Source organism: Corallococcus carmarthensis, from assembly GCF_003611695.1.
GTDB lineage: Bacteria > Myxococcota > Myxococcia > Myxococcales > Myxococcaceae > Corallococcus > Corallococcus carmarthensis.
In genome coordinates, this window is the sequence record NZ_RAWE01000457.1 from 1 (window position 1) to 1,165 (window position 1,165).

General features: G+C 66.1%; 1 protein-coding gene. It reads right to left on the minus strand.

Annotation, left to right across the window (positions count from 1 at the left end):
- Window positions 1–1,163 (minus strand): elongation factor Tu (gene tuf, locus D7X32_RS44415; RefSeq protein WP_120608478.1); only part of this gene is annotated, 1,163 nt, incomplete at its 3' end.
- Between the last annotated feature and the right edge of the window lie 2 nt (window positions 1,164–1,165).

Genomic DNA, 1,165 nt, shown 5'->3' on the forward strand with positions numbered 1-1,165 from the left:
GCGCCCACCGTACGACCACCCTCGCGAACGGCGAACCGGAGCTCCTTCTCCATCGCGACCGGGGTGATGAGCTCCACCTCGATGGCGATGTTGTCGCCCGGCATGACCATCTCGACGTTGTCCGGCAGCTTCACCGTGCCCGTCACGTCCGTGGTGCGGAAGTAGAACTGCGGACGGTACCCCTTGAAGAACGGGGTGTGGCGGCCGCCCTCTTCCTTCGACAGCACGTAAATCTGCGCCTTGAACTTCGTGTGCGGCGTGATGCTGCCCGGCTTCGCCAGCACCTGGCCGCGCTCCATGTCCTCGCGCTTGAGGCCACGCACCAGCGCGCCGATGTTGTCGCCCGCCCGGCCCTCGTCCAGCAGCTTGCGGAACATCTCCACGCCCGTCACCACCGTCTTCTGCGTCGCGCGCAGGCCGACGACTTCCACTTCCTCGCCCACCTTGATGATTCCGCGCTCCACGCGGCCCGTCGCCACCGTGCCACGGCCGGCGATGGAGAAGACGTCTTCCACCGGCATCAGGAAGGGCTTGTCCGTCGCGCGCTGCGGCGTCGGGATGTAGCTGTCCACCGCCTCCATCAGCTTCAGGATGGCCGGCTCGCCAATCTCGCTGGTGTCACCCTCCAGCGCCTTCACCGCGGAGCCAGGGACGATGGGGATGCTGTCGCCCGGGAACTCGTACTTCTTCAGCAGGTCCCGAACCTCCATCTCCACCAGCTCGCGCAGCTCCGGGTCATCCAGCAGGTCCACCTTGTTCAGGAAGACCACGATGTAGGGCACGCCCACCTGGCGCGCCAGCAGGATGTGCTCGCGCGTCTGGGGCATCGGGCCGTCCGCCGCCGACACCACCAGGATGGCGCCGTCCATCTGCGCCGCGCCCGTAATCATGTTCTTCACGTAGTCGGCGTGCCCCGGGCAGTCGACGTGCGCGTAGTGACGGTTCTTCGTCTTGTACTCCACGTGCGCCGTGGAGATGGTGATGCCGCGCTCACGCTCTTCCGGCGCCTTGTCAATCTGGTCGTACGCCAGGAACGTGGCGCCGCCCGACTTCGCCAGCACCTTCGTGATGGCCGCCGTCAGCGACGTCTTGCCGTGGTCCACGTGCCCAATCGTTCCGATGTTCACGTGGGGCAGGCTGCGATCGAACTTTTCCTTGGACATGA